At 65.8% G+C, this 23,528-nt stretch carries 22 protein-coding genes; 16 read left to right on the top strand and 6 right to left on the bottom strand.

Features of this window, described 5'->3' with window-relative positions; all coding sequences use genetic code 11:
* The first annotated feature begins 3 nt into the window (after window positions 1–3).
* Both mtgA and CKO23_RS00105 read left to right on the top strand, forming a co-directional pair.
* Window positions 4–729 (top strand): monofunctional biosynthetic peptidoglycan transglycosylase, encoded by a 726-nt coding sequence (mtgA, locus tag CKO23_RS00110; RefSeq protein ID WP_200327711.1) that lies wholly within the window; start codon window positions 4–6, stop codon window positions 727–729.
* Window positions 730–1,084: 355 nt separating this feature from the next.
* Complete coding sequence (locus CKO23_RS00105; RefSeq protein WP_242482121.1) at window positions 1,085–3,496, top strand: penicillin-binding protein 1A; 2,412 nt, start codon at window positions 1,085–1,087, stop codon at window positions 3,494–3,496.
* Window positions 3,497–3,527: 31 nt separating this feature from the next.
* Here CKO23_RS00105 and CKO23_RS00100 read toward each other — a convergent pair whose 3' ends face one another.
* The gene (locus CKO23_RS00100; protein WP_346014532.1) at window positions 3,528–4,391 is read right to left on the bottom strand and encodes a DUF6279 family lipoprotein; all 864 of its coding nucleotides are present in this window, start codon (window positions 4,389–4,391) and stop codon (window positions 3,528–3,530) included.
* Between the two features lie 314 nt (window positions 4,392–4,705).
* Here CKO23_RS00100 and alaC point away from each other — a divergent pair, with 314 nt between their 5' ends.
* From alaC to CKO23_RS00085, 3 genes are all read left to right on the top strand, one after another.
* The gene (alaC, locus tag CKO23_RS00095) at window positions 4,706–5,908 is read left to right on the top strand and encodes an alanine transaminase (RefSeq protein WP_200327709.1); all 1,203 of its coding nucleotides are present in this window, start codon (window positions 4,706–4,708) and stop codon (window positions 5,906–5,908) included.
* Between the two features lie 111 nt (window positions 5,909–6,019).
* A complete protein-coding gene (locus CKO23_RS00090) occupies window positions 6,020–7,336 on the top strand; it encodes a homoserine dehydrogenase (RefSeq protein ID WP_200327708.1) in 1,317 nt (438 codons plus the stop codon).
* 248 nt (window positions 7,337–7,584) lie between these two features.
* Window positions 7,585–8,412 (top strand): undecaprenyl-diphosphate phosphatase, encoded by an 828-nt coding sequence (locus tag CKO23_RS00085; RefSeq protein ID WP_200327707.1) that lies wholly within the window; start codon window positions 7,585–7,587, stop codon window positions 8,410–8,412.
* Between the two features lie 31 nt (window positions 8,413–8,443).
* Here the strand turns inward: CKO23_RS00085 and CKO23_RS00080 are convergent, their stop codons facing one another.
* Window positions 8,444–9,139, bottom strand: a complete 696-nt coding sequence (locus CKO23_RS00080; protein WP_200327706.1) for a 4'-phosphopantetheinyl transferase family protein — start codon at window positions 9,137–9,139, stop codon at window positions 8,444–8,446.
* Window positions 9,140–9,240: 101 nt separating this feature from the next.
* Here CKO23_RS00080 and CKO23_RS00075 point away from each other — a divergent pair, with 101 nt between their 5' ends.
* From CKO23_RS00075 to CKO23_RS00050, 6 genes are all read left to right on the top strand, one after another.
* Entirely contained in the window at window positions 9,241–9,450 is a 210-nt protein-coding gene (locus CKO23_RS00075) for a hypothetical protein (RefSeq protein WP_200327705.1), read from the top strand.
* A 108-nt stretch (window positions 9,451–9,558) separates the two neighbouring features.
* Window positions 9,559–11,901, top strand: a complete 2,343-nt coding sequence (locus CKO23_RS00070) for a Tex family protein (RefSeq protein WP_200327704.1) — start codon at window positions 9,559–9,561, stop codon at window positions 11,899–11,901.
* A gap of 21 nt (window positions 11,902–11,922) precedes the next feature.
* Window positions 11,923–12,258, top strand: coding sequence for an SET domain-containing protein (locus CKO23_RS00065; RefSeq protein WP_200327703.1), 336 nt, complete (start codon window positions 11,923–11,925; stop codon window positions 12,256–12,258).
* Between the two features lie 72 nt (window positions 12,259–12,330).
* The gene (locus tag CKO23_RS00060; RefSeq protein ID WP_200327702.1) at window positions 12,331–12,687 is read left to right on the top strand and encodes a hypothetical protein; all 357 of its coding nucleotides are present in this window, start codon (window positions 12,331–12,333) and stop codon (window positions 12,685–12,687) included.
* Between the two features lie 141 nt (window positions 12,688–12,828).
* Window positions 12,829–13,734, top strand: a complete 906-nt coding sequence (gene rimK / locus CKO23_RS00055) for a 30S ribosomal protein S6--L-glutamate ligase (protein WP_200327701.1) — start codon at window positions 12,829–12,831, stop codon at window positions 13,732–13,734.
* A gap of 3 nt (window positions 13,735–13,737) precedes the next feature.
* Window positions 13,738–14,778 carry a succinylglutamate desuccinylase/aspartoacylase family protein gene (locus CKO23_RS00050; protein WP_200327700.1) on the top strand — a complete coding sequence of 347 codons (1,041 nt, stop codon included), beginning with the start codon at window positions 13,738–13,740 and terminating at the stop codon, window positions 14,776–14,778.
* Window positions 14,779–14,827: 49 nt separating this feature from the next.
* On the opposite strand, the gene CKO23_RS00045 is transcribed toward CKO23_RS00050, so the two are convergent.
* The 3 genes from CKO23_RS00045 to CKO23_RS00035 all read right to left on the bottom strand — a co-directional run bounded on the left by CKO23_RS00045 (window position 14,828) and on the right by CKO23_RS00035 (window position 16,785).
* Window positions 14,828–15,292 (bottom strand): EVE domain-containing protein, encoded by a 465-nt coding sequence (locus CKO23_RS00045; RefSeq protein ID WP_200327699.1) that lies wholly within the window; start codon window positions 15,290–15,292, stop codon window positions 14,828–14,830.
* A 199-nt stretch (window positions 15,293–15,491) separates the two neighbouring features.
* Window positions 15,492–16,487 carry a ribosome small subunit-dependent GTPase A gene (gene rsgA, locus CKO23_RS00040; RefSeq protein WP_200327698.1) on the bottom strand — a complete coding sequence of 332 codons (996 nt, stop codon included), beginning with the start codon at window positions 16,485–16,487 and terminating at the stop codon, window positions 15,492–15,494.
* 4 nt (window positions 16,488–16,491) lie between these two features.
* Complete coding sequence (locus CKO23_RS00035; protein ID WP_200327697.1) at window positions 16,492–16,785, bottom strand: c-type cytochrome; 294 nt, start codon at window positions 16,783–16,785, stop codon at window positions 16,492–16,494.
* 127 nt (window positions 16,786–16,912) lie between these two features.
* On the opposite strand from CKO23_RS00035, the gene orn reads away from it, so the two are divergent.
* Window positions 16,913–17,461: an oligoribonuclease gene (orn, locus tag CKO23_RS00030; protein ID WP_200327696.1), complete on the top strand. Its 549-nt coding sequence runs from the start codon at window positions 16,913–16,915 to the stop codon at window positions 17,459–17,461.
* 89 nt (window positions 17,462–17,550) lie between these two features.
* Here the strand turns inward: orn and queG are convergent, their stop codons facing one another.
* On the bottom strand, window positions 17,551–18,675 hold the full coding sequence (gene queG / locus CKO23_RS00025; RefSeq protein WP_200327695.1) for a tRNA epoxyqueuosine(34) reductase QueG: 1,125 nt from the start codon (window positions 18,673–18,675) through the stop codon (window positions 17,551–17,553).
* A gap of 73 nt (window positions 18,676–18,748) precedes the next feature.
* Between queG and CKO23_RS00020 the strand changes: the two genes are divergently transcribed.
* The 4 genes from CKO23_RS00020 to mutL all read left to right on the top strand — a co-directional run.
* Window positions 18,749–20,260 carry an NAD(P)H-hydrate dehydratase gene (locus CKO23_RS00020; RefSeq protein WP_200327694.1) on the top strand — a complete coding sequence of 504 codons (1,512 nt, stop codon included), beginning with the start codon at window positions 18,749–18,751 and terminating at the stop codon, window positions 20,258–20,260.
* A complete protein-coding gene (tsaE, locus tag CKO23_RS00015) occupies window positions 20,257–20,739 on the top strand; it encodes a tRNA (adenosine(37)-N6)-threonylcarbamoyltransferase complex ATPase subunit type 1 TsaE (protein WP_440870552.1) in 483 nt (160 codons plus the stop codon). The genes CKO23_RS00020 and tsaE overlap by 4 nt, the downstream gene beginning before the upstream one ends.
* Window positions 20,740–20,900: 161 nt before the next feature.
* On the top strand, window positions 20,901–22,292 hold the full coding sequence (locus tag CKO23_RS00010; RefSeq protein WP_200327693.1) for an N-acetylmuramoyl-L-alanine amidase: 1,392 nt from the start codon (window positions 20,901–20,903) through the stop codon (window positions 22,290–22,292).
* Window positions 22,293–22,400: 108 nt separating this feature from the next.
* On the top strand, window positions 22,401–23,528 hold a 1,128-nt coding region (gene mutL / locus CKO23_RS00005), incomplete at its 3' end, for a DNA mismatch repair endonuclease MutL (protein WP_200327692.1).

Genomic DNA, 23,528 nt, shown 5'->3' with positions numbered 1-23,528 from the left:
GCCATGGCGAGCCGACGACGGGTGCGTCCCGTGCTGAAGTGGATCGCGGGCGTGGTCAGCGGCTTCGTGATCCTCTCGATGCTGCTCGTGGTGCTCTTCCGCTGGGCAGATCCACCCGGCTCGGCGGTCATGGCCCAGCATTGGGTGACGGCCCATTTCGAGGGTGCCAAGGCCCCCTATGTCTATCACGAGTGGGTCGATTGGGACTTGATTCCCGCCGAGGTCGCCCTGGCCGTGCTCGCGTCGGAGGACCAGCGCTTTCCGACGCATCGCGGTTTCGACCTGGTCGAGTTGCGCAAGGCGGTCGAGACCTTCAAGGGCGGCGGGCGGCTGCGCGGGGCGAGCACCATCAGCCAGCAGACGGCGAAGAACCTCTTTCTCTGGTCCGGTCGCGATTTCCTGCGCAAGGGCCTCGAGGTCTGGTTTACCTTCTTGATCGAGACCTTCTGGTCAAAGCAGCGAATCCTGGAGGTCTACCTCAACATCGCGCAATTCGGCCCGGAAACCTATGGCGTCGGGGCCGCGAGCTGGCGGTATTTCTCCCGTCCCGTCGCGGCGGTGAAGGGCGATGATGCCGCGCTGCTTGCAGCCGTTCTCCCAAATCCCAACATCTACCGGCTCGACGAGCCCTCGCCCAAGGTGCAGCGGCGTGCCGCGCGCATTGCCAAGCAGATGCATCAGCTTGGCGGGACGCGCTACCTCAAACGGCTCTCTGGAACGAAAAACTGACAACGGGCGTTGCGGCTCCGGCTTGCCTGCCTATGCGGGGCATTTGCCGGATCAGGCCGCTTGAACCCTGGTGTACAATCGCCGCGGCCACCAACTGGCCTCCCGTTCTCTTTTTCGAGCCCAACGAGCGCGGATAGAATCGCTACGGGCGGAGTGGATTTTGGATAAGAAACAGACAGAAACGACAGAGGCATCTCGCCCGAAGCCGAGATCGGCCAAAGGCTCCCCCCGGTCGATCGGACCCCGCAAGAAAGCCGTCCGCACCAAGCCCGCCGTTTCCAAACGCCCGACACGCGCCCCGCGGTCCGCGCCAGGCTGGTTCCTCCACTTCCTCGGTAGCGGGTTGGGAATCCCCTTGCAGCTTCTCGCCTTGGGACTGCTCGGCGCGGCCGTCTTCGTGAATATCACCCTTCCCGAACTCCCCGACGTGCAGAGCCTGCGCAATGTCCAGTTCAAGGAGCCCTTGCGTGTCTTCAGCGCCGATGGCGGCTTCATGGCGGAGTTCGGTATCCAGAGACGTCGTCCCGTCTCGATCAAGGAGATCCCGCCGATCGTCATCCAGGCCTTTCTGGCGACCGAGGACAGCCGTTTCTACGAGCACAGCGGTGTGGATGCCGTGGGCATGGCACGCGCGCTCCTGAGCTATGTCGCGACCGGCGTGAAGTCGCAGGGCGGCAGCACCATTTCCATGCAGGTCACCCGCAACTTCTTTCTCTCCCCGGAAAAGACCTTTCAACGCAAGCTGACCGAGATCCTGCTGACCCTGCACGTCGAGCAGGCGTTGAGCAAGGAGGAGATCCTGGAGCTCTATCTGAACCAGATCTTCTTCGGCCACCGCGCCTACGGTATCTCGTCCGCCGCCGCGCTGTACTACGACAAAGATCTCAGTCAGCTCAGCGTCGCCGAGGTCGCCATGCTGGCGGGCCTCCCGAAGGCGCCATCGACCAACAATCCCATCACCAACCCGGAGCGTGCGCTCGAGCGTCGCGACTACGTCCTGGGGCGCATGCGTGACTTGGGCTACATCGACCAGATGGAGTACGAGATCTCGGTCAACACGCCGGACATGGCGAGTCTGCACCGTCGCGCGCGGGATCTCGACGCCGGCTACGTCGCCGAGATGGCGCGCGCGGAGATCATCCGCTTCTATGGCGAGGAGGCGCTGAGCCAGGGTTACAAGATCACCACGACCATCGATTCGCGGTTGCAGAGGGCCGCGCAGGATGCGGTGCGGACCTCATTGCGCCGCTACGACCGTCGCCACGGCTATCGCGGCCCGGAGGCGACCCTGGATCTCTCCGCGATGAGCGAGAAGGAGATGGACGACTACCTCGACGGCGTCACCTCCATTCCGGAGCTTGAGCCTGGGCTGGTCACGCAGGTCAGCGCGTCCGTCGTTGAGGTCTACATGGGCAAGGGCAAGCGGGTCAGCCTCAAGGGCAGTCAGATGTCCTGGGCGCGTAGCTCCCGCAACTCCGCGCGCTGGCGTGGCGAGCGCCGCACGTCCTCGAACGCGATCGCCGTCGGCGACCTCGTGCGGCTGAAGCAGGGCGAGAAGCGTGCGAGGACGCTCTCCCAAGTGCCGGCCGTGTCGGGCACCTTGGTGTCGGTCGATCCGCATGATGGCGCGGTTCGCGCCCTGGTCGGTGGCTACTCCTTCTCGGACTCCAAGTTCAACCGCGCCGTCGATATGCGCCGTCAGCCCGGCTCCAGCTTCAAGCCTTTCGTCTATGCGTCCGCACTGAACAAGGGATGGACGCCGGCAAGTCTCTTGAAGGATCAGGCGGTGAAACTCAAGGGCAATGAGCGCTGGAATCCGAAGAATTCCGACCACAAGGAGCTGGGTCCGATCCGGATGCGCAAGGCACTCGCGCTCTCGCGCAACCTGGCCAGCATCAACCTGCTGCAAAGCGTGGGCCTGGAGGACGCCCAGGCGTACATCAGCCGCTTCGGGTTCGATCTCGATGCCATGCCCTTGGGCCTCTCGATGGCGCTCGGAACCGGCGAGCTCTCGCCGGTGAAGCTGGCCGAGGGCTATGCCGTCTTCGCCAATGGCGGCTATCACGTGATTCCCTATTTCATCCAGCGCATCGAGGACGCGGACGGCAGCATCGTCTTCGAGGCCAATCCGGGCAGATCCTGCGCCGATTGCTGGTACAAGACAGGCGACAAGCCTGCGACGACCGCGGGCACCCAGCGCGGCGTGCCGGCCGAACAGGTCATCGATCCCCGCACGGCCTATCAGATCACCTCCTTGCTGCGCGAGGTGGTCGAGCACGGCACGGGCAAGCGCGCGCTCAAGCTCAAGCGCTCCGACATCGTCGGCAAGACTGGAACAACCAATGACGTGCGCGACTCTTGGTTCGCGGGCTACCAGGCCAATTTCGTGACCATCGCCTGGATGGGCTTCGACGACTTCGGCAAGCTCGGTCGCGGCGAGGAGGGCGGCAGGGCCGCCTTGGGGTTGTGGGCCGATTTCATGGCGGATGCCCTAAAGGATCAGCCGATTGCCAAGCTGGATCCGCCGACTGGGCTGGTGCAGGTGCGTGTCGACCCCGCGCGCGGCGTGGAGACCCGATCGAAGAGCGGCATTCTGGAGCTGGTCCAGGAGGAGTACCGCGAGAATCTGCTCGGCCCCGAGCCGATCAAGGTCGCGGGGCCGCCCTCCACCAGCTCGACCAAGTCGACCAGCAGAAAGCGCGCCTCCACGTCTGCCTCGCGCACCGTCAAGCGCTCCGCGCCACGCGTCATGGACGACCTCTTCTAGCGCGGCGGGCGCATGCTTGGCGCAGCAGGTGCTAGCAGGGCATGGGTGCCATGCGCGGGTGCTTCTGCAGCTGCATCAGGTCATCGCGCAGTTGCCGCAGGCGTTTCTCCAGATGCCTGCGCTGGCCGTCGTCGAAACTGGCGCCCATTCGGATGAAGAGTTCCTGGATACGTGCCTCGATCGCGTCCCCGGCGCGTTCGAGCGGCGGCGGCAAGTCACGGAAATCGACCAGCCAGGCCGTCATGAAGGCGGCGATCTCCGGCTCTTTGGCACCGCTGCGCAGGCGTGAGATCAGCGCCTGTCGTTGACGGGCTCTGTAGTCGACCACCGCCGCCTCGGCGTCCGGTATGCGCCCGGTCACATCGGCCACGATGGCCTTTTGATCGTCGCGCAGCGGACCTGTCCAGGCTTCGATGGATTCGACGTAGCGACGGGTCCGTTTCATCTTCTCCCAGGCCAGGCTGCGTTTCGCCAGATCCTCGCGGTCCTCCGTGGCTTCCTCTCGAAAGCGGCGCTCCAGCGCGCCCACTTGGCTCGCTGTCAGGTCGGCGAGCAGGGGGGCTGCCAAGGCGATCGCCAGTCGGGCGTGGCGTTTGTAGAGATCTCTGAAGGCATGGGTCAGACAGGTCATGTTGTCGCGATCGAAACCGCTCTGACTGGCCTTCAAGGTTTGGTCGAAGAAGGCGGCCAGGTGCGGGAGCTCGTCCGAGCGATGCCGTGCCAGCTCGCGCTCGAGGCGAGGCTCCCAGCGCGATACCTGGTCGGTCGCCAGGTTCAGGTAGTCTACGGCGTATTGTTTGGCGAAGAAGTCGGCCGTGTTGTAGGCGATGGTGATGCGGCTGCAGCCGATCAGGCTCGCCAGACAGAGGGCGCATGCCAGGAGGACGCGGTTCACGGGCGGTTGTCCTATCTTGTGCGAGGGCGGGCACGGGTCTCGAAGAAGGTGGTGTGCGTGCCGGTTGATCGCAACCTCGACAGGGCTGCGCGTGCGCGTGGGCCGATCTCATCGTGATGCGCGCCTGACCGACTCCCTCGGTTGGGCAGATGGCAGGAGGCCCAAGACGCGCCGTTTCGTTGCGCCTCGGACCTCGTCTCAACCGACCTCGGCATCAGTTGTGGTTACACCCGGTCGACGCACGTATTTGAATCTCGCGGGTCGGCCTGTAGACTCTAGGGTTTCCATCTCAACCATTCTTGAAGAGGTTCTCCGTGGTCGCCCCCGAGTCTGATTTCAACCGCATCAAGCGGCTGCCTCCCTATGTCTTCAACATCGTGAACGAGTTGAAGGCCGAGGCACGAGCGCGGGGCGAGGACATCATCGATTTCGGGATGGGAAATCCCGATCAGCCGACGCCGCAGCACATCGTCGACAAGCTCACAGAGGCCGCCCATCGTCGCGATACCCACCGCTATTCGGTCTCGCGCGGCATCCCCCGGCTCAGACGCGCCATCTGTCACTGGTACCGGGACCGGTTCGACGTGCATCTGGACCCAGACTCCGAGGCCATCGTGACCATTGGCTCCAAGGAGGGGCTTGCGCACCTGGCGCTCGCGACCATGGGGGCGGGAGATACGGTGCTGGTGCCGAATCCGGCCTATCCCATCCATCCCTATGGTTTCATCATCTCGGGTGCCGATGTGCGCCATGTGCGCCTGACGCCGGACGTCGACTTCTTCGAGGAGCTGAAGAAGGCCATCCAGGAGTCCTGGCCGAAGCCCAAGATGCTGGTCCTGAACTTTCCGGGGAATCCCACCACGCAGTGCGTGGAACTGGAGTTCTTCCAGAAGGTGGTGGACATCGCCAGCGAGGCCGGCATCTGGGTCGTGCATGACATCGCCTATGCCGACATCGTCTTCGACGGCTACAAGGCGCCGTCCATCCTGCAGATTCCGGGCGCCAAGGACATCGCCGTGGAGTTCTTCTCCATGTCGAAGAGCTACAACATGCCCGGCTGGCGGGTGGGATTCATGTGTGGCAACAAGACGCTCGTCTCCGCGCTGGCCCGCATCAAATCCTACCTGGACTACGGGACCTTTACGCCGATTCAAGTGGCCGCGATTGCGGCGCTGGAGGGGCCTCAGGCCTGTGTCCGCGAGATCAGCGACATGTACGAGAGCCGCCGTGACGTGCTCTGCAGCGGCCTCAATGCCGCGGGCTGGAAGATCGAGCCGCCGAAGGCGACCATGTTCGCCTGGGCGCCCATCCCGGAGCCTTACCGCGAGATGGGCTCGCTGGAGTTCTCCAAGAAGCTGCTGAGCGAGGCCAAGGTCGCGGTGTCGCCGGGGATCGGCTTCGGCGAGTACGGCGACGGCCATGTGCGCTTCGGTCTCATCGAGAACGAGCATCGCACGCGCCAGGCGATCCGCGGCATCAAGGAGATGTTCCGGCAGGACTCCCGCGCTGGCGCTTGATCCCCTTTCGCGCCCGGGTCTCGCCCGGGCGTTCCACGAGTGTTGTTGAATCGTCGGGCGCGAGCCCCGTGCGTCGTCGCGGGGTGGTGTCTGTGAACCGAGGTGAGATGCATGGAACCGGTGAAGGTCGGATTGTTAGGGCTGGGAACCGTCGGCGGCGGCACGGTGAGCGTGCTGACGCGCAACGCCGCGGAAATCGCTCGTCGCGCGGGTCGCGGTATCCAGATCGCGCGCGCGGCGGCGCGTGACTATACGCCCGAGACCATCGATGGCCTGGACCGAATCGGCCAGATCGGCGACGACGCCTTCGCCGTCGTCGAAGACCCCGAGATCCAAGTCGTCATCGAACTGATCGGCGGCTATTCACCGGCGCGCGAGCTGGTGCTCAAGGCCATCGAGAATGGCAAGCACGTCGTCACCGCCAACAAGGCATTGATCGCCAGGCATGGCAACGAGATCTTCGCCGCCGCTCAAAAGCACGGGGTCATGGTCGGCTTCGAGGCGGCCGTCGCGGGCGGCATCCCCATCATCAAGGCCCTGCGCGAAGGGCTCGCGGCCAACCACATCGAGTGGATCGCCGGCATCATCAACGGCACTGGTAACTTCATTCTCACCGAGATGCGCGACAAGGGTCGCGCCTTCACGGACGTGCTGGCCGAGGCCCAGGCGCTCGGCTACGCGGAGGCCGATCCGACCTTCGACGTCGAGGGCATCGACGCCGCGCACAAGCTCACCATCCTGGGCTCATTGGCCTTCGGCATCCCGCTGCAATTCGACCGCTGCTTCACCGAGGGGATCTCCAAGATCGACGCCCAGGACGTCGCCTATGCGGCGGAGCTCGGCTATCGCATCAAGCATTTGGGCATTGCGCGCCGCTCGCCGGGCGGAATCGAACTGCGCGTGCATCCGACGCTGGTCCCGGAGCGGCGTCTGATCGCCAACGTGGATGGCGTCATGAACGCGGTCCTCGTCAAGGGCGATGCCGTGGGTCCGACGCTCTACTATGGCGCGGGCGCGGGTTCGCTGCCGACGGCCTCCGCCGTGGTCGCCGACATCGTCGACGTGGTGCGCGCACTGACGACGGATCCCAACAACCGCGTGCCGCATCTGGCCTTTCAGCCGGACGAGCTGGCCGACACACCTCTGTTGTCCATCGAACAGGTGGAGACGGCCTATTACCTGCGTCTATCCGCCTTGGATCAGCCCGGCGTCATGGCGCGGATTGCGAGCATTCTGGGTAACCACGGCATCAGCATCGAGGCGATCAAGCAGAAGGAGCCGGGGGAGGGCGAGTCCCATGTCCCGCTCGTGATGCTGACCCACCGCGTCGTCGAGGGGCACATGAACCAGGCCATCGCCCAGATCGAGGCACTCGACTCCGTCATCGAGCCCGTGGTCAGGATCCGGATGGAGACCCTCTCCGGCTGAGACCAGAACCATCGCTCAGCGGCCCCATCCGGGTCTCGCTGATGGAGACATCCCACCTGACCGACGTGCGGCTGCCGCCGAAGAATCGCGGCGACGCTCCTGCGCGGACACCCCTGTAACGACTCGAATGCCTTGACCCTTTTCGTATTCGCATGCAGTCGGTCTCTGGCCGAGCAGAGACCCGCATGACTTTGACAACTGACAACTGATCACTGACAACCGACAACTGTACTCATGAGGATGCTGCTTTGGAGCTGATACTGCTGTTTAAGGCTCTCGTGCTCGGCGTGGTCGAGGGATTGACGGAGTTCCTGCCGGTGTCGAGCACCGGGCACCTGATCCTCGCGGGTGAGCTGCTGGACTTCAACGACGCCAAGGGCAAGGTGTTCGAGATCGTCATTCAGTCCGGCGCCATCCTGGCCGTCTGTTGGGAATATCGCGCCAAGCTCTGGGGCGTGACCACCGGACTGGGGCGGCGCGATCGCACCTCCTGGCGCTTCGTGACGAATCTGTTGATCGCCTTCCTGCCGGCCGCGGTGCTCGGACTCCTCTTCGCGAGCGCGATCAAGGCGCATCTCTTCTACCCGGTGCCGGTGGCGCTCGCGCTCATCGTCGGTGGTTTGCTCATCCTCTGGGCGGAGCGGCGCGAGCATCAGATCCGCGTGCATGACGTCGACGATATGACCTGGCGCGACGCCCTCAAGATCGGTTTCGCCCAGTCGCTGGCGCTCATCCCCGGGACCTCGCGCTCCGGGGCCACCATCATCGGCGGTCTCTTCTTCGGTCTCTCCCGGCGGGTGGCCACCGAGTTCTCCTTCTTCCTGGCCATCCCGACCCTGTTCGCGGCGACGCTCTACGATCTGCTCAAGCATCGCGACCTTCTGGCGGCCGCGGATCTGCCGATGTTCGCGGTCGGCTTCGTGGCCTCCTTCATCAGCGCCTTCATCGCCGTGCGCGGCTTGCTGCGCTTCATCAGTCGGCACGACTTCACGGTGTTCGCCTGGTATCGCATCGTCTTCGGCGGCATCGTGCTGCTCACGGCCTACACCGGCCTGATCGGCTGGACGGCGGCCTAATCGCCTTGGCGGCAGCCTGTGCCGGGTCGGCTCAGGCTCCGTCGAGGTGAAAGGCCTTCCAGCTGGCAACGGGCGGCAGCGTCGCGCGGGCGATGGCGGCGATGTAGCCCGGCTCCGGGATGCAGTGGAGCACAACCGGGCGGCGCGCGTCGGCGGGACGGGGCCGAAAGAGGCCGCGGCCATCGGCCTTGGCGTCGGCTTCGAGTGCCGTCCAGGCGCGATAGAAGCTGTCCAGCCGCTCGGGTTCCGGGGTCTCTTCCAGCGCCTGAACGACCTGCGGTTCGAACATGCGTCTGGCGACGCCGAGAAGGTCGCCGCGTGGGCGAATCCACTCGCAGTCCACGCCGAGCTCGTGCTCGGCGCCGTTGCCCGTGCTCAGACCGACCAACGCCAGGTCGCCCGTCGTCGTGAGGTTGAAGGAGAGGGTCTCTGCGGCGTCCGCCACATAGGGTTTTCCGGCCGGCCCGTGCCGGAACGCGATCTCCTCGGGCGCACAGCGCAGATAGCCGGCGAGGACGATCCGCAGCCCGGCCTGGGCGCGCACGTAGCGATCCCGGTGATGGGCATGGCGCATGCGTTGCGCGCGCGCGCGCTGGCGCGCATCCAGGTAGTCGAGGCCCAAGGCCGGCTCCAGGCCGCGTTCGTCCGCGCGGATCTTCCACAGGTGGATGTCACCCCATTGCAGGTCTTGGGTGTCGCTCGATGGTTGCCATTCCAGCCACGTCATGTCGTTCTCGCTCGCTTGTTCGTTGGAAGTCGCGCCACGCTCTATTTTGACCCCAATCGTCATCGTCCTATAATCTCGGCCCCACACCAGTGGAGGCATGTGTGCAGTCCCCGGATGATCCCCCTGTCGAGGCGTGCGTCGAGGTCTTGTGCGGCAAAGGCTGCCGTCAGGTCAGGCTGGCTATCCTGGCCCTGGAGGCCGGTGCCGACCTGCCCGAGGTTCGGGATCTGACACCGCGCCAGCGCGACCGCCTGCTCGCGGAGCTCAAGGCGATCATGGCCGTTTACGGCGACGCCTGCCGTCTCGATTGACCCCCCGGCCGACTGGATCCGCTTGACGCGGCCAGGTCGCCGCCGGATCCACCCCAGGGGCAACGCCCCGATCCCCACCATCCTTGCATCCTCTAGATTCCGAACCCTATGACCAAGATCATCGAGACCATCAGCCAAGAGCTTTCGGCCCGCCCGGCCCAGGTAGAGGCGGCCGTGCGGCTGCTGGACGAGGGGTCGACCGTGCCCTTCATCGCCCGCTATCGCAAGGAGGTCACCGGTGGTCTCGACGACACGCAGCTGCGCCACCTCGAGGAACGGCTCGGCTATCTGCGCGAGCTCGAGGAGCGCCGCGTGGTCGTGCTCAAGAGCATCGAGGAGCAGGGCAAACTGACCGACGGGCTGCTGGCCGAGATCGCCGTGGCCGAGACCAAGCAGCGGCTCGAAGACCTCTATCTGCCCTACAAGCCCAAGCGCCGCACCAAGGCGCAGATCGCGCGCGAGGCGGGTTTGGAGCCCTTGGCCGATGCCATCCTGGGCGACCCCACGCAGACGCCGGAGCTGTTGGCCGCCGCTTACGTGGACGCCGCCAAGGCGGTGCCCGACAACGCGGCGGCCCTGGAGGGCGCGCGCCAGATCCTGATGGAGCGCTTCGCCGAGGATCCGGAGCTGACCGGCCGGCTGCGCGACCATCTCTGGGAGAACGGCGTCCTGGTCTCGCGCGTCATCGAGGGCAAGGAGCAGGAGGGCAACAAGTTCTCGGACTATTTCGACTATCGCGAGGCGATCGCCAAGGTCCCCTCGCACCGTGCCCTGGCGCTGTTTCGCGGGCGCAACCAGGGTGTGATCACCCTGGAGCTGCTGGCCGGGGAGGGCGAGGATCCGGATGCCGTCTGCCGTGGGCTCATCGCGGCCCGCTTCGAGGTCCGCCAGCAGGGGCGCCCCGGCGACGACTGGCTCATGGAGACGGTGCGCAAGGCCTGGCGGGTGAAGCTCATGACGCGCCTCGATCTGGAGCTGAAGCACCGCCTCATGGAGGCCGCGGAAGAGGAGGCGATCCGCGTCTTCGGGCTCAATCTCAAGGCGCTCTTGCTCGCCGCGCCAGCCGGACGTCTGCCGACCCTGGGTCTGGATCCGGGCCTGCGCACCGGCGTGAAGGTGGCTGTGGTCGATGGAACCGGCCGTGTCGCGGCGACCGACACCATCTACCCGCACGTGCCCAAGAACCAATGGGACGGCTCCATCGCCCGGCTTGCCGCGCTGGCCAAGACGCATGGCGTCAAGCTCATCAGCATTGGCAACGGCACGGCCTCGCGCGAGACCGATCGTCTGGCGCGCGACCTCATTCAGCGCCATCCGGAGCTGGGCCTCAAGTCCATCGTGGTGAGCGAGGCAGGGGCCTCGGTCTACTCGGCCTCTGAGTTCGCCTCCAACGAGCTGCCCGACCTGGACGTCTCGCTACGCGGAGCCGTGTCCATCGCGCGGCGCCTCCAGGATCCGCTGGCCGAACTGGTCAAAATCGAGCCCAAGGCGATCGGCGTCGGTCAGTACCAGCACGACGTCAATCAGAGCCGCCTGGCGCGCACCCTGGACGCCGTGGTCGAGGACTGCGTGAACGCGGTGGGCGTGGATTTGAACACCGCCTCGGTGCCGCTCCTGGCCCAGGTGTCGGGCCTCAACCGCAGTCTGGCCGAGAACATCGTCCACTTTCGCGAGACCAACGGCGCCTTCGGCAACCGCAAGAGCCTCATGGCGGTGCCGCGCTTCGGCGACAAGGCCTTCCAGCAGAGCGCCGGTTTCCTGCGCGTCCCGGGCGGCGACGAGCCGCTGGATGCCTCCGCGGTCCACCCCGAGGCCTATCCGGTGGTGCGCCGCATCGTCGAGAAGACGGGCAAGACCATCGCGGATCTGATCGGCGAGGGCACCATTCTCCGCCGCCTCGACCCCAAGGACTTCACCGACGAGCAGTTCGGTCTGCCGACCGTCAAGGACATCCTGGCCGAGCTGGAGAAGCCTGGCCGCGATCCGCGCCCGGAATTCAAGACCGCGCAGTTCAAGGAGGGGGTCGAAACGCTCAAGGACCTGGAGCCCGGGATGATGCTGGAAGGGACGGTCACCAATGTCACCAACTTCGGCGCCTTCGTCGACATCGGCGTCCATCAGGACGGCCTGGTGCACATCTCCGTGCTGGCGGACCGCTTCGTCAAGGATCCGCATGAGTTCGTGAAATCCGGCGATCTGGTGAAGGTCAAGGTGCTGGAGGTGGATCTGGAGCGCAAACGCATCGCCTTGAGCATGCGCTTGGGCGAGCCGACACCGGTGGGAGACAAGCCCCGGACCTCGGCCGGGGCGGGTCGCGGCGCGCCGCCCTCGCGCGCACCGCGCAAGGCGCCGTCCAGAAGCGCGGCTCAGGATCGCCCGGCGACACCGCCGGCGTCCGGGATCATGGGCGGCGCCCTGGCGGATGCCTTCGCCAAGGCTCGCAAGTCTTAGTCGCACGGAAGCTGGTGACGCATGGGCGCACGCTCATGGACCTCGACCTTGGGGGCACGGGTCTACTCGGCGCCGTCACCCATTCACGGCCGGGGCTGCTTTGCCAAGGTCAGCTTCGCGCCGGGCGACTTCATCGGCACCTATGAAGGGCCGCGGGTCGAGGAAGACGGCTCCCATGTGCTCTGGGTCTATGATGCGGATCGGGATCGCCTGACCGGCCGGCAAGGCAGCAATCTCTTGCGCTGGGTGAACCACTGCGAGTGCCCGAATGCCGAGTTCGACGGCTTCGATCTCTACGCCAAGGTGGTGATCGCCATGGACGAGGAGATCACCTGCGACTATGGCGCGGCACTCTGAGTCCGCCGTGGCGCAGCTGGTGTCATGCGCCTGGCGCCCCCATATCCCTACGATCAGCATAGGAGTACGCCGATGCAAGAGCCGCCAGTCATCAAGACCGCGATCCCGAAGCACCGTTATCAGATCGGTGGCTATGCGGCGTCACTGCTCGGGGAGATCGAGAGCGGTGACGGTCATGTCTATCGCTTCATCTTGGCCTTCGTGCCGATGGGGCAGTCCGAGCCCGTGCTCTATGTATGCTCCGAGCCAAGCCCGCCGGCCGAACGCGCCAATGGGGCCTATCAGCTGCGTGTGGTCAGCGAGCTGATGTCTGACGTCATGGATACCGGCGATGCCTGGGGGGATCTGGACGGGTTTGCCGACCAGGCCCTCAAGCTTGGTACCCAAATCCTCGGGTTGCAGGCCACGCCGATTCAGACGCTGGTCTGAACGCGTCGCAGACCCTGTTTCTCCGTCCGGGCAATGCCCTGGGGCGGCGCAGGATGCGTGCACGGGCCGAGCCGTCCGTGCGGGCGAGTCATGTCACGAGGTCCTGCCTTGGACCGCCGCCAACCGCTTGTGAGGTCGCTAATGAAGATCGCCGTCCTGTCGAGAAATCCGAAGCTCTACTCCACGCAGCGCCTGGTGGAGGCGGCGCGCTCGCGCGGGCATGAGGTGAGGGTCTTCGACGTCCTGCGCTGCTACATGAACATCACCTCGATGCGCCCGCAGATCCATTACAGGGGCGAGCAGCTGGAGGGTTTCGATGCGGTCATCCCGCGCATCGGCGCATCGGTCACTTTCTACGGCACCGCCGTGCTGCGCCAGTTCGAGATGACGGGGGTGTTTCCGCTCAATGAATCGGTGGCCATCACCCGCTCACGCGACAAGCTGCGCTCCCTGCAGCTGCTGTCCCGCAAAGGCATCGGTCTGCCGGTCACGGGCTTCGCCCACAAGCCGGACGATATCCAGGATCTGATCAAGATGGTCGGCGGGGCGCCCCTGGTGATCAAACTGCTGGAAGGCACGCAGGGGATCGGCGTGGTGCTGGCCGAGACGCACAAGGCGGCCGAGAGCGTGATCGAGGCGTTCATGGGCCTGCACACCAATATCCTGGTGCAGGAGTTCATCAAGGAGGCCGGCGGTGCCGATCTGCGCTGCTTCGTGATCGGTGACAAGGTCGTCGCGGCGATGAAGCGCCAGGGGAAGGAGGGCGAGTTTCGCTCCAATCTCCACCGCGGCGGCACGGCGAGTCTCGTGCGTATCACGCCGGAAGAGCGCTCGACCGCGCTGCGTGCCGCGCAGACGATGGGGCTGAATGTCGCCGGGGTCGATCTGCTGCGCGCCAATCATGGCCCGGTGGTGATGGAGGTCAACTCATCGCCAGGGCTCGAGGGGATCGAGCGCTCGACCGGCAAGGACATCGCGGGGAGCATCATCGAGTTCATCGAGAAGAATGCGGCCTCGGGTAAGACGCGTACCCGGGGAAAAGGCTAAGACATGCGGGCACCCTTCGAAATCCAGGGCCAGCGTGTCGCGCCCGGGGCGCGTGCGCTGGTCGATGTGGCCCTGCCGAAGCTCAATTCCCACACCTTTCTGTCGATGCCGGTGCATGTGGTGCATGGCAAGAAGGATGGACCCTGTCTCTTCGTCTCGGCCGCGATCCATGGCGACGAGCTCAACGGGGTGGAGGTCATCCGCCGTCTGCTCGAGGCCAAGGCACTGCGTCGTCTGGTCGGCACCCTGATCGCCGTGCCGGTGGTCAATGTCTACGGCCTGATTCATCAATCCCGCTATCTCCCGGACCGGCGCGACCTCAATCGCAGCTTCCCTGGCTCCGCGGTGGGCTCGCTGGCGGCGCGGGTGGCGCATGTCTTCATGGAGGAGATCGTGCGGCGCGCGACCCATGGCATCGACCTGCATACCGGGGCGATCCACAGGACCAACCTGCCGCAGATCCGCGCCAACCTGGACGACCCGGAGACGGACCGGCTCGCGCGCGCCTTCGGTGTGCCGGTGCTGCTCAACTCCACCCTGCGCGACGGCTCCTTGCGCGAGGCGGCCTCGACGCTCGGTATTCGCATGCTGCTCTATGAGGCGGGCGAGGGTCTACGCTTCGACGAGCTGTGCATCCGTGCCGGGCTGACGGGCGTGCTCAACGTGATGCGCGAGCTGGGGATGCTCGGTGGTCAGCGCAGCCATGCCCGCGAGACCGCGCCCTTCGTCGCGCGCTCCAGCGCCTGGGTCCGCGCGTCCGAGAGCGGACTCTTGCGCACGCTGGTGCCGCTCGGAGCCAGGGTGCAGCGCGGTGAGATCCTGGGTTTCATCAGCGACCCGTCCACGGGTACGCAGCATCCGGTCACCGCCCTGGCGCGCGGTGTGGTGATTGGCCGCATCCAGATTCCCGCGGTGCATGAGGGCGAGGCCGTTTACCACATCGCACGGTTCCGCGATGACCACGATGATGTCGCGGACGAAGTCGAGGCCTTTCAGCTGGACTGTCTGGACGAAGCGGCCGCTCTGGATCCGCCGATCGTGTGATCGCGGCGGCCTGACGCCGCCCGCGCGGGATCCCTCCCGCGCGTCGCGCTCATTCGAGGCCGAGGATCAGCGCCCACTGCTCGGGGGTCACGGGCATGACGGAGAGGCGGTTGCCCTTGCGGACCAGCGGCATGTCCCGCAGCCCGCCGATGGCGTGCTCCTTGAGTTCCGCGAGCGCGATGGTGCGCTTGAGGTGGCGGACATAGCGGACATCGACCAGATACCAGCGGGGGTTGTCCGGGTCGCTCTTGGGGTCGAAGTATTTGGCCCGCGGATCGAAAGCGGTCGGATCCGGACGCGCCTCGCCGACGATCTCGGCGATACCGACGACGCCGGGTACCGTGCAGTTCGAGTGGTAGAAGAACACCTGATCGCCGGGGCGCATCGCGTCGCGCATCATGTTGCGCGCCTGGTAGTTGCGCACGCCATCCCAGGGCTCCGTCCGATCCGGGCGGGCCGCCAGATGATCGATCCCGAAGACGTCCGGCTCTGATTTCATCAACCAATAGCCCACTTCGATCTCCTTTCTTGATGTCGGCCTCGATGCCGCGTCGCCCTAAGCGCCCGGCAACATGTACCCCTGAGCGCGGATCGGCGGCACTTGGCGCAGAGCGCCATCGGGTCGATGAAATCTGCCCGCCTGAAAGGCGTGGGGTTGAACCTTGCGTATCGCAATCAACGCCCGATCTGACACCTGACACCCAAAAACCCACCTACGGCCCCAGCAGATGCTGGAAGTTGGCCAGCCGCTCCGCCGCGATCGCCCCGTCGATGACCGCTTGTCGAACGGCGCATTCCGGCTCACGGTCATGCCGGCAGTTCGCGAAGCGGCATTGGCCGAGGTAGGGGTGGAGTTCCCGGAAGCCCAGCTCCAGCTGTTGGCGGCCGATTTCACCCAATCGGAAGCTACGTACCCCCGGCGAATCGATGAGCGAGCCGTCGCCGGGGAGGCGATAGCAGGTCGCGGCCGATGTGGTGTGCCGACCGAGGCCGGTCGCCTTCGAGAGCCGACCGATCTGGATCTCGCGGTCCGGCAGCAAGGCCTTCACCAGCGATGACTTGCCGACGCCGGACTGGCCGACGAGGACACTGGTTTGCCCCGCCAAGGCCGCCGTGAGCGCATCGATCGAGTGCGGCTCCCGCAGACTGATCCAATAGGTGGGATAGCCGATGGCCGGGTAGTGCGCGAAGCTGTGCTGGAAGGCGGCGCGCGCCTCGCCGGCGAGCAGGTCCATCTTGTTGCCGACGATCAGCGCCTCGATCCCGATGATCTCGGCGGCGACCAGATACTGGTCCACCAGATAACCGCTCGGCTCCGGCTCGGGGGCGATGAGGATCACCAGGCGGGTGAGGTTGGCGGCCAAGGGCTTGTCGCGCCCGCCGTAGTCCGGGCGGCTGAGGACGCTCGCGCGGGGCAGGATGGCGGTGACCACGCCTTGTTCGTCGGCGATTCGCTGCCAGACGACACGATCGCCGCAGACCGGATGCCCGATGTTCTGCCGGCACAGACAATGGGTCACATGCCCCTGAGCGTCCTCCACCGCCAGGTTGGCGCCGTGGCGGACCACGACCCGACCCTCTTCCGGCTCGACCTCGGCATCGAGCTCCGCGAGAGCCTGCTCCGGGCGGGTGGCGAGGCGCTCGCGGCGGCGCTCCTGGATGCTGCGGATGCGCTCGATCTGGCGCGCGGAGAGGCGACGTTTAGGCATGCGCTCAGGGCTGGAAGTGGTAGAAGCGCTGATTCAGATAATCGGCGACGTTCTTGATGTCATCGTCGAACCAGGTGAGCTGGAGCGACAGCTCGCAGCGCTGGACCTGCCGGACGAGCCCGTCGTAGGAGGTCACCTTGCGATCCTCGCGGGTGTAGACCTCGCTGCCGTGGCACTTGGTACAGTTCTCTTGGTAGAGGGCGTCGACCTCTTCCGCCGCCGCGCTGGTGTTTGGCAAGAGGCCGAAGGCGACGACGGCGGCGGACAGGGCGATGGCGAGCGTTGACTGGGTATGCATGATCTTGACTCCAGAGCGTGGGGTGCGTCCATTGTAGGGAAAGCCAGGATACCCCGCACCACTCCAGCCTGCGATAGACTCCATCGGCGCGCATTCAGCGCCGCGGCGTCATAAGGAACACCAGAGCATGAGCAAGAGCGAGAGCAACCTGATTTGGATCGATCTCGAGATGACGGGCTTGGATCCATTTCAGGATCGGATCCTGGAGATCGCGACCATCATCACGGACACCCATCTTCGGGTCTTGGCAGAGGGTCCCGTCATTGCGATTCATCAGGAGGAGGCGATTCTCGCCGGGATGGACGCTTGGAATCGCGAGCATCATGGCCGCTCGGGCCTGATCGAGCGCTCGACAGCGAGCCTCTACGCGGAGCCCGATGCGGAGGCGGCCACCCTGGACTTCATCGTCAACTATGTGCCAGGGGGGGCGTCTCCCTTGTGCGGTAACAGTATCTGCCAGGATCGGCGTTTCCTCGCCCGCTGGATGCCGAAGCTCGAGGCCTACTGCCACTACCGCAATCTGGATGTGAGCACCCTCAAGATCCTGGCCCAGCGCTGGGCACCCAAGGTGGCCAGCAGCTTCAAGAAGGAGTCCAAGCACCAGGCGCTGGACGACATCCGCGAGTCCATCGACGAACTGCGCTACTACCGCGCCCACTTGATCCGCGTGAGCTGAGGCCGGTTGCCCAGGCGCGGACCGCTGCCCTCAGGCAGCCGGCGGTGCGCCACAGTCAGGGGCCGAGGAGCCGCTCAGTGCGCTGGCTGTCACTCGGGCGCATCCTCCGCGCCCATGCCTTCGGTGGCGGTGCTGGGCCGAGTGGTCAGCCGCCGCAATGCCCAGTGCACATGCTCGCGCACCAGCTCGCTCGGGTGCTGCAGCCGCGATCCTAGGGCGGTCATCGCCTCGTGGCTCGCGGCGCCGTTGCCCAGCGCCACCGCGAGGTTGCGCAACCAGCGCTGGTGGCCGATCCGGCGGATCGCCGAGCCCTCGGTGCGGTCGAGAAAGGCCGCCTCGTCCCAGGAGAAGAGGTCGATCAGGGTGGCCGTATCCAGCCCGTGGCGGGCCTGGAAGTCCGCCTCCACGCTCAGTCTGGCGAAGCGGTTCCACGGGCAACTGAGCTGGCAGTCGTCGCAGCCATAGATGCGGTTCCCCAGATGCGGGCGCAGCGACTCCGGGATCGGCCCCTGGTGCTCGATGGTCAGGTAGGAGATGCAGCGCCGGGCGTCCAGCTGGTAGGGCGCGACGATGGCCCCGGTGGGGCAGATGTCCAGACAGGCATGACAGCGACCGCAGTGGTCGGTGATGGGTTGATCGATGGGGAGCGAGAGATCTGTGTAGATCTCGCCGAGAAAGAACCAGGATCCGCCACGCGGATGGATGAGGTTGGTGTGCTTGCCGATCCAGCCGAGCCCCGCCTTTTCGGCCAGGGGCTTCTCCATCACGGGTGCCGAGTCGACGAAGACGCGGTGGCCGAAGGGGCCAATGTGCGCCGCGATCCGCTCGGCCAGGTGCTGTAGGCGGCGTCTCAGGACCTTATGATAGTCCCGGCCGAGCGCGTAGCGCGAAACGAAGGCCTGTGCCGGGTCGTCGAGCCTACCCCGCAGTTCGGCCAGATGCTCGGGGAGATAGTCCATCCGCGCCGAGATGACGCTCAGGGTTCCAGGGACGAGCTGCGCGGGCCGTGAGCGTTTGGTCCCATGTCGTTCCATGTAGACCATGGAACCGTGGCAGCCGGCGCCAAGCCATTCCTGGAGACGCGACTCGGCGACATCGAGCGCGGTGTCCGTTATCCCGATCTGCTGAAATCCCAGCGCCGCGCCCCAGTCCTTGATGCGCCGCACCAGGTCTTGGGTGCTCTCGGGCTGGACGCCTGTGGGTCGAGGATGCATCTTAGGTCACCTTTTCGGGACGTCTCGGCAACTATGCTCGAGTCTTTCTTTATTTGACCGGGAGTACGCTGCCATGACTCGCTCGATGCCGGATACCGATCGTCTTCCCCACGCGCTCTACCGCGCCGAGCAGGTGCGTAACCTGGATCGTACCGCGATCGAGGAGTTCGATATCCCTGGAATCGAGCTGATGAATCGCGCCGGAGCCGTCGCCTATCGCATCCTGCGCGACCGCTGGCCAGCCGCGCGCCGTGTCACCATCCTGACGGGAATCGGAAACAACGGTGGGGACGGCTATGTGATCGCGCGACTCGCGCGCGCTGGCGGGCTGTCCGTGCGTGTTCTGCAACTCGGCGACGCGGAGCGGCTGCGTGGGGACGCCGCAGTCAGCGCTATGGCCTACCGGAATGCCGGCGGGGCGATCGAGCCATTCCAGTCGTTGCCGCGAGACACCGATGTCTATGTGGATGCGCTCTTCGGCACCGGGCTGGAGCGTACCGTGGAGGGGCCATGGGCGGAGACGATCGAGGCACTCAATGCGCAGCGTGCGCCCGTGCTCGCGGTGGACATGCCCTCGGGTCTGCACGCGGATTCCGGGCGCGTGCTCGGCGTGGCCGCGAAGGCGAGTGCGACGGTCAGCTTCATCGGCCTCAAGCAGGGTCTTTTCATTGGGGCTGGACCAGAATACCGCGGCGATCTGCATTTCACTGCCCTGGAGGTACCGTCCCTGATCTATTCGCGCGAGATCCTCTCGCTGCGCCGCGTGGATTGGGTCCAGCAGCTGGAGTCTTTGAAGCCGAGGTCGCGCGTCGCCCACAAGGGCAATTGCGGCCATGTGCTCCTGATCGGCGGTGCGCCCGGGCTGTCGGGTGCCATACGGCTCGCGGGCGAGGCGGCACTGCGGGCGGGGGCGGGACTGGTCACCATCGCGACTCATCCACAGCATGCGGGCTGGCTCAACCTCACGCGGCCCGAACTCATGGTGGCTGGCATCGAGCTGGCATCGGAATTGGCTCCGTTGATCGAGCGCGCCGATGTCATCGCCATCGGCCCTGGGCTTGGGCGCGGCGACTGGGGGCGCCAACTCTGGGAGCAGGTCCGTGACCTGGGGCGTCCCTTGGTGGTGGACGCCGACGCCTTGAATCTCCTGGCCGAGCTGCCGGTCAATGGCCCCGACTGGGTGCTGACGCCGCATTCCGGCGAGGCTGCCCGACTGCTGCAGGTGGAGGTGGCGGAGGTCGAGCACGACCGGCTGCAGGCGGTCCGCGTACTGCAGGAGCGCTATGGCGGCACGGCCGTGCTCAAGGGGGCGGGCAGCCTGGTGCTTGGCGGCTCGCATCGACCGCCCGCCGTCTGTAGCGATGGCAACCCCGGCATGGCGACCGCCGGCTCGGGTGACGTGCTCACCGGCATCATCGCCGCGCTGCGCGGGCAGGGCATGGACCCGGAAGAGGCCGCGACCGCTGGCGTCTGTCTGCATGCCGCCGCGGGCGATCAGGCGGCGTGCCAGGGTGAACGCGGACTCATCGCCAGTGACATCATCGCGTCCCTGCGCCCCCTGGCCAATGGGGTCGAGGTGGCATGATGGAGATCGATCTCGATAGCCCCGAGGCGCAGCAGGCCTTTGGTGTCCAGCTCGCGAGCGCCATGCAACCGCCCTGTGTGCTCTATCTCGAAGGGGATCTTGGGACAGGCAAGACGACGCTGACACGCGGCATCCTCCGGGGGCTGGGGCACGTGGGTGCGGCGCGCAGCCCGACCTACACCTTGATTGAGCCCTACACCTTGATCGAGTCCGATGCGCTCGCGGATGTGTCCCTCTATCACCTGGATCTCTATCGGCTCGGCGATCCCGAGGAGTTGGAGTATCTGGGGCTGCGCGATCTCATGACCCAGGACGCCCTTTGGGTCGTGGAATGGCCGGAGCGCGGGGCCGGATTTCTGCCGAAGGCGGATCTCTTGATTCAGATCAACTACCACACGGCTGGAAGGCACCTGAATGTGATCGCGCGCACAGGCCGCGGCGAAGCCGTGCTCTCGTGGATTAGGGATCACCCCAGTTGACAGCGGCGTCATGCTTGGGAATGTGTTGGTAATGCGCAACAGTTCTTCGAGGTAAGTCGCAGGAAGTGAGTCTAATTGCAGGATTAATTTTGGAATCTTCCGGGGGTAGGTGCTATCTTTAAAGCGACATTCGCCAGATAGACACGCGATGGGGGCGCACTGTGAAAAGGCTTTTTGTACTCCTTCTGCTCATCATCTCCCTGCCCGCCGCCGGGTCGCAGGTGGCGGTGGAGTGCTCCGGCGTCACCACGGACTCCGAGAAGACACGTCTCGTTCTGGATACCGCATCGACCATCTCGCACCAGATTTTCACCCTGGACGGGCCGGACCGCGTCGTCATCGACATCCCGGATGCCACGCTTACGGGCGCGTTGCCGGAGGCGCGGGCGGACGACCGCACGCTCATCGGTCTGCGCAGCGGCTTGCGCGAAACGGGTGATCTGCGCATCGTCCTCGATCTCAAGCACCCGGTGCGGGTCAAGAGCTTCACCACCGCGGAGGGTGGGCGGTACGGACATCGTCTGATCATCGATCTGCTGCCGGTCGGCGCGGCCTCCACGACGCGAACCGAGCGTGCGGTCGAGGTCGACACCGAATCGGACCAAGCGCCGCTGCGCCGCTCGAGCCGCTCGCGCACCGCCATCGTCGCCATCGATGCTGGCCATGGCGGGGAGGATCCGGGGGCCTTGGGTCAGCAAGGGACGCGCGAGAAGGATGTGACCCTGGCGATCGCGCGCAAGCTGGCTCGGCTCGTCGAGAAGGAGCCGGGCATGCGGGTGGTGATGATCCGCGACGATGACAGCTTCGTCGCCTTGCGCGAGCGTATCGCGCGTGCGCGCAAGAGCGAGGCGGATCTGTTCGTGTCCATCCACGCCGACGCCTTCAACACGCCGGATGCGCACGGCTCCTCCGTCTACACGCTCTCGCAAGGCAGCGCCAGCAGCGAGGCGGCGAACTGGCTCGCCGACCGCGAGAACAGTGCCGACCTCGTCGGCGGTGTCGATCTGAGCGATGGCGATGAGTTGCTGGCAAGCGTGCTGATCGACATGTCCTACAACGCCACCATTGAGCACAGCGCCGAGGCCGCGAATTCTGTCCTCGGCCATCTCAAGAAGCTGGGTGACGTGCATAAGGGCGACGTCCAGCGTGCTGGCTTCGTGGTGCTCAAGTCCCATGATGTCCCCTCGATCCTGGTCGAGACGGCGTTCATCAGCAACATGGAGGAGGAGCGCCGGCTGAGGTCGTCGGCTCATCAGCAGCGGCTGGCGCAGGCCATCTTGGCCGGTATCAAGACCTACTTCAGGAAGTATCCGCCGCAAGGCTATCTGAGCGCCGGAACGGGGTCGGGTCTCGATGCCATCACCAGGCCCAGTCGTGCGCCGAAGGAGCGCGTGGCGGCCTCGCGCGAGCACGTCATCAGCCGGGGCGATACCCTGTCGGAGATCGCCAAACGCTACCGCGTCAGTGTCAGCTCCTTGCGCGCCGAGAATGGCCTGGGAGAGGGCGACTACATCCGCGTCGGCGAGGTGCTTTCGATTCCGGCCGGTTCCTGACCCGCTCGTCGGTTCATCCGGCGACGCTGTTCGGCACGGACGCTGTTCGGCGCGGGATCTGGGCAGGCGACTTGCCGAGACGCGGCGCTTCTGTTTCCATCGCCGGCCATGCCGACCCACATTCGTATCCTCCCCGATCATCTCGTCAACCAGATCGCCGCCGGCGAGGTCGTCGAGCGTCCCGCCTCCGTGCTCAAGGAGCTGATCGAGAACAGCCTGGACGCTGGCTGCCGGCGCATCGAGGTCGATGTCGAGCAGGGTGGCGTAAAACGTCTGCGGGTGCGCGACGACGGGTGCGGCATCCCACGCGACGAGCTACCGCTCGCGCTCGCGCGCCACGCGACCAGCAAGCTGACCGAGTTGGCGGATCTCGATGCGGTGAGCACCCTGGGATTTCGCGGCGAGGCCGTCCCGAGCATCGCCTCGGTCAGTCGCCTCACGCTGACCTCCCGCGTGCGGTTGCCAGACGCCCCCTCGGCGTCGGCGCCGCAAGGGGACTCCGGTTGGGAGGTCTCGGTCGGCATCGACGGCACGCTGGATGGGCCGCGCCCCGCGGCCCATCCGGTGGGAACCAGCGTCGATGTGCGCGACCTCTTCTATAACATCCCCGCGCGACGGAAGTTTCTGCGCACGGAGAAGACGGAGCTGGATCACATCGACCAGGTCTTCAGGCGTACCGCGCTGGCGCGCCCCGATGTCGGGATGCTGCTGCGGCACAACGGACGCGTCCTCCAGAGTCTTCCCGCGGCGGGCGGGGATGCTGGCGATGCCGAGGGCCGCTTGGATGCGCTGCTCGGTCAGGGCTTCGCCGCGCAGGCGCTCGCGCTGGACGAATCCGCCGTCGAGCTGCGCCTGCGCGGCTGGGTCTTACGCCCGGCCTTCTCGCGCAGTCAGGCCGATCAGCAATTCTTCTATGTCAACGGCCGCGTGGTGCGCGACAAACTGGTGACGCACGCGATTCGCCAGGCCTTCAGCGATGTCCTGCATCATGGTCGGCATCCGGCCTATGTGCTGTTTCTGGATCTGCCGCCGCGTCTGGTCGACGTCAACGTCCATCCCGCCAAACACGAGGTGCGCTTCCGCGAGTCACGACAGGTGCACGACTTCATCTTCCGCGCGCTGCACCGGCGTTTGTCGCAGGGCGCCTTGTCCACCGAGGTGCCCGAGCCCGACGGCGAGCCGCCAATACGTTCAGAGCGTCTCGACTTGGGCGGAGGAGGGGCGGGCGCTTCGGGT

This window comes from Thiocystis violacea, from assembly GCF_016583565.1.
GTDB classification, from domain to species: domain Bacteria; phylum Pseudomonadota; class Gammaproteobacteria; order Chromatiales; family Chromatiaceae; genus Thiorhodococcus; species Thiorhodococcus violaceus_A.
This window is presented reverse-complemented; position numbering and strand designations above follow the sequence as displayed.

Coding starts and splice junctions, on each gene's coding strand:
- mtgA (WP_200327711.1), top strand. CDS start 4: ATGGCGAGCCGACGACGGGTGCGTCCCGTGCTGAAGTGGATCGCGGGC.
- CKO23_RS00090 (WP_200327708.1), top strand. CDS start 6,020: ATGGAACCGGTGAAGGTCGGATTGTTAGGGCTGGGAACCGTCGGCGGC.
- CKO23_RS00080 (WP_200327706.1), bottom strand. CDS start 9,139: ATGACGTGGCTGGAATGGCAACCATCGAGCGACACCCAAGACCTGCAA.
- CKO23_RS00070 (WP_200327704.1), top strand. CDS start 9,559: ATGACCAAGATCATCGAGACCATCAGCCAAGAGCTTTCGGCCCGCCCG.
- CKO23_RS00065 (WP_200327703.1), top strand. CDS start 11,923: ATGGGCGCACGCTCATGGACCTCGACCTTGGGGGCACGGGTCTACTCG.
- CKO23_RS00060 (WP_200327702.1), top strand. CDS start 12,331: ATGCAAGAGCCGCCAGTCATCAAGACCGCGATCCCGAAGCACCGTTAT.
- rimK (WP_200327701.1), top strand. CDS start 12,829: ATGAAGATCGCCGTCCTGTCGAGAAATCCGAAGCTCTACTCCACGCAG.
- CKO23_RS00050 (WP_200327700.1), top strand. CDS start 13,738: ATGCGGGCACCCTTCGAAATCCAGGGCCAGCGTGTCGCGCCCGGGGCG.
- rsgA (WP_200327698.1), bottom strand. CDS start 16,487: ATGCCTAAACGTCGCCTCTCCGCGCGCCAGATCGAGCGCATCCGCAGC.
- CKO23_RS00035 (WP_200327697.1), bottom strand. CDS start 16,785: ATGCATACCCAGTCAACGCTCGCCATCGCCCTGTCCGCCGCCGTCGTC.
- orn (WP_200327696.1), top strand. CDS start 16,913: ATGAGCAAGAGCGAGAGCAACCTGATTTGGATCGATCTCGAGATGACG.
- queG (WP_200327695.1), bottom strand. CDS start 18,675: ATGCATCCTCGACCCACAGGCGTCCAGCCCGAGAGCACCCAAGACCTG.
- CKO23_RS00020 (WP_200327694.1), top strand. CDS start 18,749: ATGACTCGCTCGATGCCGGATACCGATCGTCTTCCCCACGCGCTCTAC.
- tsaE (WP_440870552.1), top strand. CDS start 20,257: ATGATGGAGATCGATCTCGATAGCCCCGAGGCGCAGCAGGCCTTTGGT.